The organism is Lysinibacillus sp. NPDC097231 (assembly GCF_044761885.1).
GTDB lineage: Bacteria > Bacillota > Bacilli > Bacillales_A > Planococcaceae > Lysinibacillus.
The window spans coordinates 23,008-29,259 of record NZ_JBIWDH010000047.1; the positions used below are offsets into that span (position 1 = coordinate 23,008).

6 protein-coding genes are annotated in these 6,252 nt (G+C 39.0%); 5 read left to right on the top strand and 1 reads right to left on the bottom strand.

What is annotated here, in order from left to right; translation table 11 throughout:
• The first annotated feature begins 244 nt into the window (after positions 1 to 244).
• The gene (locus ACIQXF_RS20955; protein WP_402787107.1) at positions 245 to 958 is read left to right on the top strand and encodes a hypothetical protein; all 714 of its coding nucleotides are present in this window, start codon (positions 245 to 247) and stop codon (positions 956 to 958) included.
• 74 nt (positions 959 to 1,032) lie between these two features.
• On the opposite strand, the gene ACIQXF_RS20960 is transcribed toward ACIQXF_RS20955, so the two are convergent.
• A complete protein-coding gene (locus ACIQXF_RS20960) occupies positions 1,033 to 2,322 on the bottom strand; it encodes a replication-associated recombination protein A (protein WP_402787110.1) in 1,290 nt (429 codons plus the stop codon).
• A gap of 213 nt (positions 2,323 to 2,535) precedes the next feature.
• On the opposite strand from ACIQXF_RS20960, the gene cymR reads away from it, so the two are divergent.
• The 4 genes from cymR (at position 2,536) to ACIQXF_RS20980 (ending at position 6,095) form a co-directional block, all read left to right on the top strand.
• Positions 2,536 to 2,955, top strand: a complete 420-nt coding sequence (gene cymR, locus ACIQXF_RS20965) for a cysteine metabolism transcriptional regulator CymR (RefSeq protein WP_402787128.1) — start codon at positions 2,536 to 2,538, stop codon at positions 2,953 to 2,955.
• An 86-nt stretch (positions 2,956 to 3,041) separates the two neighbouring features.
• Positions 3,042 to 4,187, top strand: a complete 1,146-nt coding sequence (locus tag ACIQXF_RS20970) for a cysteine desulfurase family protein (RefSeq protein ID WP_402787113.1) — start codon at positions 3,042 to 3,044, stop codon at positions 4,185 to 4,187.
• Between the two features lie 52 nt (positions 4,188 to 4,239).
• On the top strand, positions 4,240 to 5,364 hold the full coding sequence (mnmA, locus tag ACIQXF_RS20975; RefSeq protein ID WP_402787116.1) for a tRNA 2-thiouridine(34) synthase MnmA: 1,125 nt from the start codon (positions 4,240 to 4,242) through the stop codon (positions 5,362 to 5,364).
• A 71-nt stretch (positions 5,365 to 5,435) separates the two neighbouring features.
• A complete protein-coding gene (locus ACIQXF_RS20980; protein WP_402787119.1) occupies positions 5,436 to 6,095 on the top strand; it encodes a tetratricopeptide repeat protein in 660 nt (219 codons plus the stop codon).
• Positions 6,096 to 6,252 lie beyond the last annotated feature (157 nt).

Sequence of the window (6,252 nt, forward strand, 5' to 3'; positions counted from 1 at the left end):
TCCTAACATTATTAGGAGTTGGAGTTAACATTCTCCTAAAGTTTCGCAGATTCTTTTTTTTGTGAAAAAAATGTCGTGGAAAGTTTCTAGTAATAGTATCGAAATTTTATTATAAAGTAGTAAAAAAAGGACTTTTTTCTTAAAAGGTATTTATAGGTTTTTGTCGAAATATAGTTTAAAACAAAGGAAACGTATGAGGAATGTTTCTTATCGCTGTAAGAATTTAAAGGGAGGGAGCAAGGCAATGTTAGTATATGGTATCGAAATAGATTTGACGAACTTGGAAAAACCACTTTTATTAGTAACTGAGGATGAGGAGCTATTATTTCAACGCCTTATACAACCAACACTTGAAAATGAACTTATCCAATGTCAATTAGCTCTCTCTACAAGGAAATCTATCTCATTAGTGAGGGATCTTTGGTTGTCCATGTATAAGGATCGAGAAAAATTATATATCAACAGTGGAGATGCGATGCTGTACCCAATCCGTTTAATTTTATTCGAGCTGATGACACAAGCAGAATACTTTAAACGCTTGGCAAAAAAATCTCTTGGTGATGAATGTCTGTCACTCATTTATGCCGTTCTCCTTTTACAATTTGTCTTGCAGTGGATAAAGGAAAGATTTAGTGAGAACAGGGAGGTATATGAGGCGTTAAAATTATTATACAGAGCTACTGAAGAATATTTGGATGATGAGCAAACCACTTTATCCAGGGAACAATCGATTGCTCAAGCAATTGCTGTGAAAGCAATTCGCTTTGAAGTACGAGAAAACTCCCAGGAGTTTGCCAGTCTACTCTATCAAACCAACAATTTAATTAATTATTTACATGATAAAGTGAATGAGGGGGGAGAGACGAATATCTTACCATCTTTAAAAGATGTGGCAGAACTATTAAATCTTTTTTACAGTGAGCGCTACACAACGAATAATGCTAGCTTTACAGGATGATTGCTCAAGCATTCTGTCGTAAATAAGCTAAGGTACTTCTTGCTCCTTTAGAAGTGCCCTAGCTTTGGAAGATATCATTTTTTATCCTTATGAAAAGATTTAAGCTTTTCGTAGATACCTGCCATTCGTTTCTCTTCACCTGCAATGACAGGTTTGTAAAATTCTGTACCTACAAGCTCGTTAGGTAAATATTGCTGATCTACCCAGCCACCAAATGTTCCAATTGGGTTGTTATGGGGATATTGATAGCCTACATGACCTAAATCTTTCGCCCCTTCATAATGAGCATCACGTAAATGGAGTGGAATATCACCTGTTTTTCCCTCATGTATGCTGGCTATTGCTGCATCGATAGCTACAATAGCGGAATTCGATTTAGAGGCTAGACACATTTCAATTACAGCACTAGCAAGGGGAATCCGAGCCTCTGGTAAGCCTAAGCGCTCAGCTGCTTGGACAGCTGCAAGCATATGGGGTCCAACATCGGGATTAGCTAGACCTATATCCTCATAGGCCATTACAAGTAAACGTCTACTAACAGCTACTAAATCGCCTGTTTCTAGTAAGTGGGCTAAATAATATAACGCTGCATTTGTATCACTTCCGCGTACAGATTTTTGCAACGCCGATAGCAAATTATAAAAATGAGACCCTTTTTTGTCTCCATAAACGCCGATTCTTCCAATAAGATGTTGAATAACATGGTCGCTTGCGATGGTTTCACCGTTCACCTCATCACTTGCATAATAAATCGATTCAAGCAAAGTCAGGGCTTTCCGTGCATCACCATTAGCAGCTCCAGCAATTTGATTGATCTGTTCATCTGTTAAAACAAGATGATGTTTGCCTAATCCTCGTTTTTCATCAGAGAGTGCATTTTTAATAAGTTCAATAAGATTTTCTTTCGTCAGACGTTTTAGCTGATATATTTCGCCACAACGAGATCGGATTGCCGGGTTTACATCATGGTACGGATTTTCAGTTGTTGCCCCAATTAGCACAATAGAGCCATTTTCAACATGGGGTAGCAAAGTATCTTGCTGTAATTTATTGAAGCGATGAATTTCATCCAAAAAAAGTAGGACTTTCCCTGAGATTCGCGCTTCCTGTACAATATCCTCAACGTCCTTTTTACCTGCACGTGTAGCATTAAGTGCGAAAAAGGGGAGCTTCGAGCTTCCTGCTATGGCATTCGCAATCGACGTTTTACCAATACCTGGTTCCCCGTACAGTAGCATAGAAGGAACATGTTCATTTTGAATCATTTTATAAAGAGCGGTATTAGGACCGATAAAATCTTTGTGTCCAACAATTTCATCAAGGGTTAAAGGACGCATGCGATACGCGAGTGGTTCATTTTGCAAAAAAATTTCTCCTTTCAACAGTTTTCAATGATTGTTGATTTGCCAAATGTTTTTTACGCTAATTAATGAAGCGTTAATTGGAATTTGCCTAACAATATTAAGGCGCAACTAATAGTATATCATAACCTTCTAAGAGTATTTCCGAGTTCTTCAAGAGGAGATTATGATATACTGTTGATAGTATTTTTGACTAGACTAATTGAGGGTGATAAAATGAAAATTTCTACTAAGGGCCGTTACGGGCTAACGATTATGATTGAATTAGCAAAGCATTATGGAGAAGGTCCCATTCCACTACGTAAAATTGCCGCAGAAAAGGAGTTATCTGAGGCATACTTAGAGCAATTAGTATCGCCACTACGAAATTCAGGCTTAGTAAAAAGTGTACGCGGTGCATATGGTGGGTATATGCTAGCGAATCCACCAAGTGAGATTTCGGCTGCTAATGTTATTAGTGTATTAGAAGGTCCAATTCAACCAGTAGAGGGCATCGAAAATGAAGAAGCACCTCAGAGAGAGTTATGGTTACGTATTCGCGATGCTGTGAAAAATGTATTGGATACAACGACAATTGAAGATTTAGCACAATATACTGAGGATAATTCAGTGGAAGGCTATATGTTCTATATTTAAAATGTTTAGGCTAAAGTTCCGCCTCCTACCCGTATTTGGGGTAAGAGATATGGCTTTGGCGCTTATCGTACAAAGGAGTTTTCAACATGAATTCATATATTTATCTCGATCATGCGGCGACATCACCTATGAATGACAAGGTGATCAACGCTATGACTACGGCAATGCAAAATGTGTTTGGAAATGCATCAAGTATTCATGGAGCAGGTCGAGAAGCGCGCAAATATTTAGATGATGCACGTGAAATATTAGCCAAATCAATTGGTGCTCAACCTGGGGAAATTATTTTAACAAGTGGCGGAACAGAGGCGGATAACACAGCTATATTGGGAACCGTTTATGCCCGTTCTAGTGAAGGGAAACACATAATTACTACACAAGTTGAACATCACGCAGTGTTGCATACTTGTGAAAAGCTTGAGCGAGATGGCTTTGATGTAACATATCTACCGGTTGATGAAAAGGGTCGTGTTTCTGTAGAAGACGTGAGAAATGCATTACGTGAGGATACGATTTTAGTAACGATTATGTACGGCAATAACGAAGTTGGAACGATTCAACCAATTGCTGAAATTGGTGTCTTGTTACGTGAACATAAAGCTACTTTCCATACGGATGCAGTGCAGGCGTATGGTTTAGAGACTATTAATGTTGCTGATTTACATGTCGATTTACTAAGTGTTTCCGCTCATAAAATTAACGGTCCAAAGGGAATTGGATTCCTTTACCAAAGAACAGGAACACCGCTCTCTAGTTATGCACTAGGAGGCTCTCAGGAGAAAAAACGTCGTGCAGGTACTGAAAATATACCTGCAGTTATTGGTTTTGCGACGGCTGTGCAAAATGCATATGACTTGCGCGAAGAGAAGCGTGCATTATATAGTCGTTTTACGCAAATGATGCTTGATGTTTTTACGCAAGAAAAGCTAGTATTTCATGTGAACGGTGATTTAGAAAATACGCTTCCACACGTGTTAAATGTAAGTTTTTCTGGTATGGACGTAGAGTCATTTCTTGTGAATCTTGATATGGCAGGCATTTGTGCATCGAGTGGTTCTGCCTGCACAGCGGGCTCCATTGATCCATCTCATGTGTTAGTGGCCATGTTTGGAAAAGGGGCAGAGGAATTACGTAACTCGATCCGCTTTAGCTTCGGTCAAGGTTTAACAGAAACTGACGTGCGACATGCAGCTGAAAAAACAGCAGCAATTGTGAAAAGACTAGCGAAATAATGAACAACTAACTTGTTCTAATGGAATTTGATGAAAAGAAAAGGTGACCACAATGAAAGAAACACGTGATCCCTCACAAATTCGTGTTGTTATAGGCATGTCAGGTGGGGTAGATTCTTCGGTTGCTGCATATATGTTGAAACAACAGGGGTATGAAGTAATCGGGATATTTATGAAAAACTGGGATGATACAGACGAAAATGGCGTTTGTACAGCTACAGAAGACTATGAAGATGTGATTAAAGTATGTAACCAAATTGGGATTCCGTACTATGCAGTAAATTTTGAAAAACAATATTGGGATAAGGTATTCACATACTTTTTAGAAGAATATAAAGCAGGGCGCACGCCAAACCCTGATGTTATGTGTAATAAGGAAATAAAATTTAAAGCCTTTTTAGAGCATGCGATGGATCTTGGGGCTGATTATGTAGCAACAGGTCACTATGCTCGAATTGACCGTAGTGATGATGGCGATGTTAAAATGCTACGTGGTTTAGATGAAAATAAAGATCAAACATATTTCTTAAACCAATTATCACAAGAACAATTGTCTCATGTTATGTTCCCAATCGGACATATTGAGAAAAAGAAAGTACGTAAAATTGCAGAGGAGGCTGGATTAGCTACGGCTAAGAAAAAGGATTCGACAGGAATTTGCTTTATTGGAGAGCGTAATTTCAAAGAATTCTTAAGTCAATTTTTACCAGCTAGACCAGGTAAGATGGAGACTATGGATGGTGTCGTAATGGGTCAGCATGACGGATTGATGTACTATACACTTGGTCAACGTCATGGTCTTGGAATTGGTGGAGACGGTGAGCCTTGGTTCGTTCTAGGAAAAGATTTGGAGCGCAATGTACTACTTGTTGGGCAAGGCTTCGATAACGATTTCCTATACTCTACTTCACTGACTGCTGTGAACATGAACTATACTTCGACAAAAAAATTGCCCGGGAAATTTTCATGCACAGCAAAATTCCGCTATCGTCAAACGGATACACCTGTGGAAGTAGAAATTTTAGAGGATGGACGTACACATATTACGTTTGCTGAACCAGTTCGTGCGATTACACCTGGACAAGCTGTTGTATTATATGATGGTGAAGAATGTTTTGGTGGCGGTACAATTGATGAAGTCTTTAAAAATGATGAACAACTAACATATGTAGGATAATTTGCGAAAAGACTGCTGAAACCACCTTTCAAGAGGCAGCAGTCTTTCGCTACATAGAGGTGAAGATAACAATGGATTTTAACGAGCAAGGCATTCAAGCATTTCAAGAAAAACGCTATGAAGATGCTGCACAACTTTTTACGCAAGCAATTGAAGCAGAACCAGAGAATGTAATTGGTTATGTAAATTTTGGTAATCTATTAGCGGTCTTAGACGATATTGAACGAGCAGAGCGATTCTTTCAAAAGGCGCTTACGGTTGATGAAACAGCAGCAACTGCTTATTACGGCTTGGCAAATTTGTATTATAATTCGGAACGATATGCGGAAGCAGTAAAGCTTTATGAGCAGGCGCTTAAGCATAATATTGAAGGTGCAGATGTATTTTATATGATGGGCAAGTGCTTTGAACGAATGGAAAATCCGAAGCTTGCACTTCCATATTTACAACGTGCAGCAGAGCTTGCACCAGAGGATACACAAATTCGACTTGCCTATGCAATTGTGCTTTGTGCTCTAGAAATGTTTGAAGCGGGTAAAAAGGAATTAGATTACCTAATCGAACAAGATTGGAATAATGCAGATGCGCATTATAATTTAGGTGTATTGTATGCAGTATCCACTGAACAAACAGAAGATGCTATGTACCACTTAAAACAAGCCTTTACTCTCCAGCCCGAATATGATCAAGCGCGTTATATTTACGATATGATTGCACAACGATTTAACTAAAACATAAATTTAATAGCTCTGAAACACTGAAAGGATGCCAAAATTATATTGGCATCCTTTTCTATGTGCGCCCGGCATGCGTATGAACTATAGGGTGCAAGTCCCGAACCCCGAAGACAGAAGTAGAGGTTAGCCAAGAGCAAGGGTGTCCGTGGTG

Bases quoted from the DNA above. Each gene is read 5' to 3' on its own strand.
- cymR (WP_402787128.1), top strand. From the start codon at position 2,536: ATGAAAATTTCTACTAAGGGCCGTTACGGGCTAACGATTATGATTGAA.
- ACIQXF_RS20955 (WP_402787107.1), top strand. From the start codon at position 245: ATGTTAGTATATGGTATCGAAATAGATTTGACGAACTTGGAAAAACCA.
- ACIQXF_RS20970 (WP_402787113.1), top strand. From the start codon at position 3,042: ATGAATTCATATATTTATCTCGATCATGCGGCGACATCACCTATGAAT.
- mnmA (WP_402787116.1), top strand. From the start codon at position 4,240: ATGAAAGAAACACGTGATCCCTCACAAATTCGTGTTGTTATAGGCATG.
- ACIQXF_RS20980 (WP_402787119.1), top strand. From the start codon at position 5,436: ATGGATTTTAACGAGCAAGGCATTCAAGCATTTCAAGAAAAACGCTAT.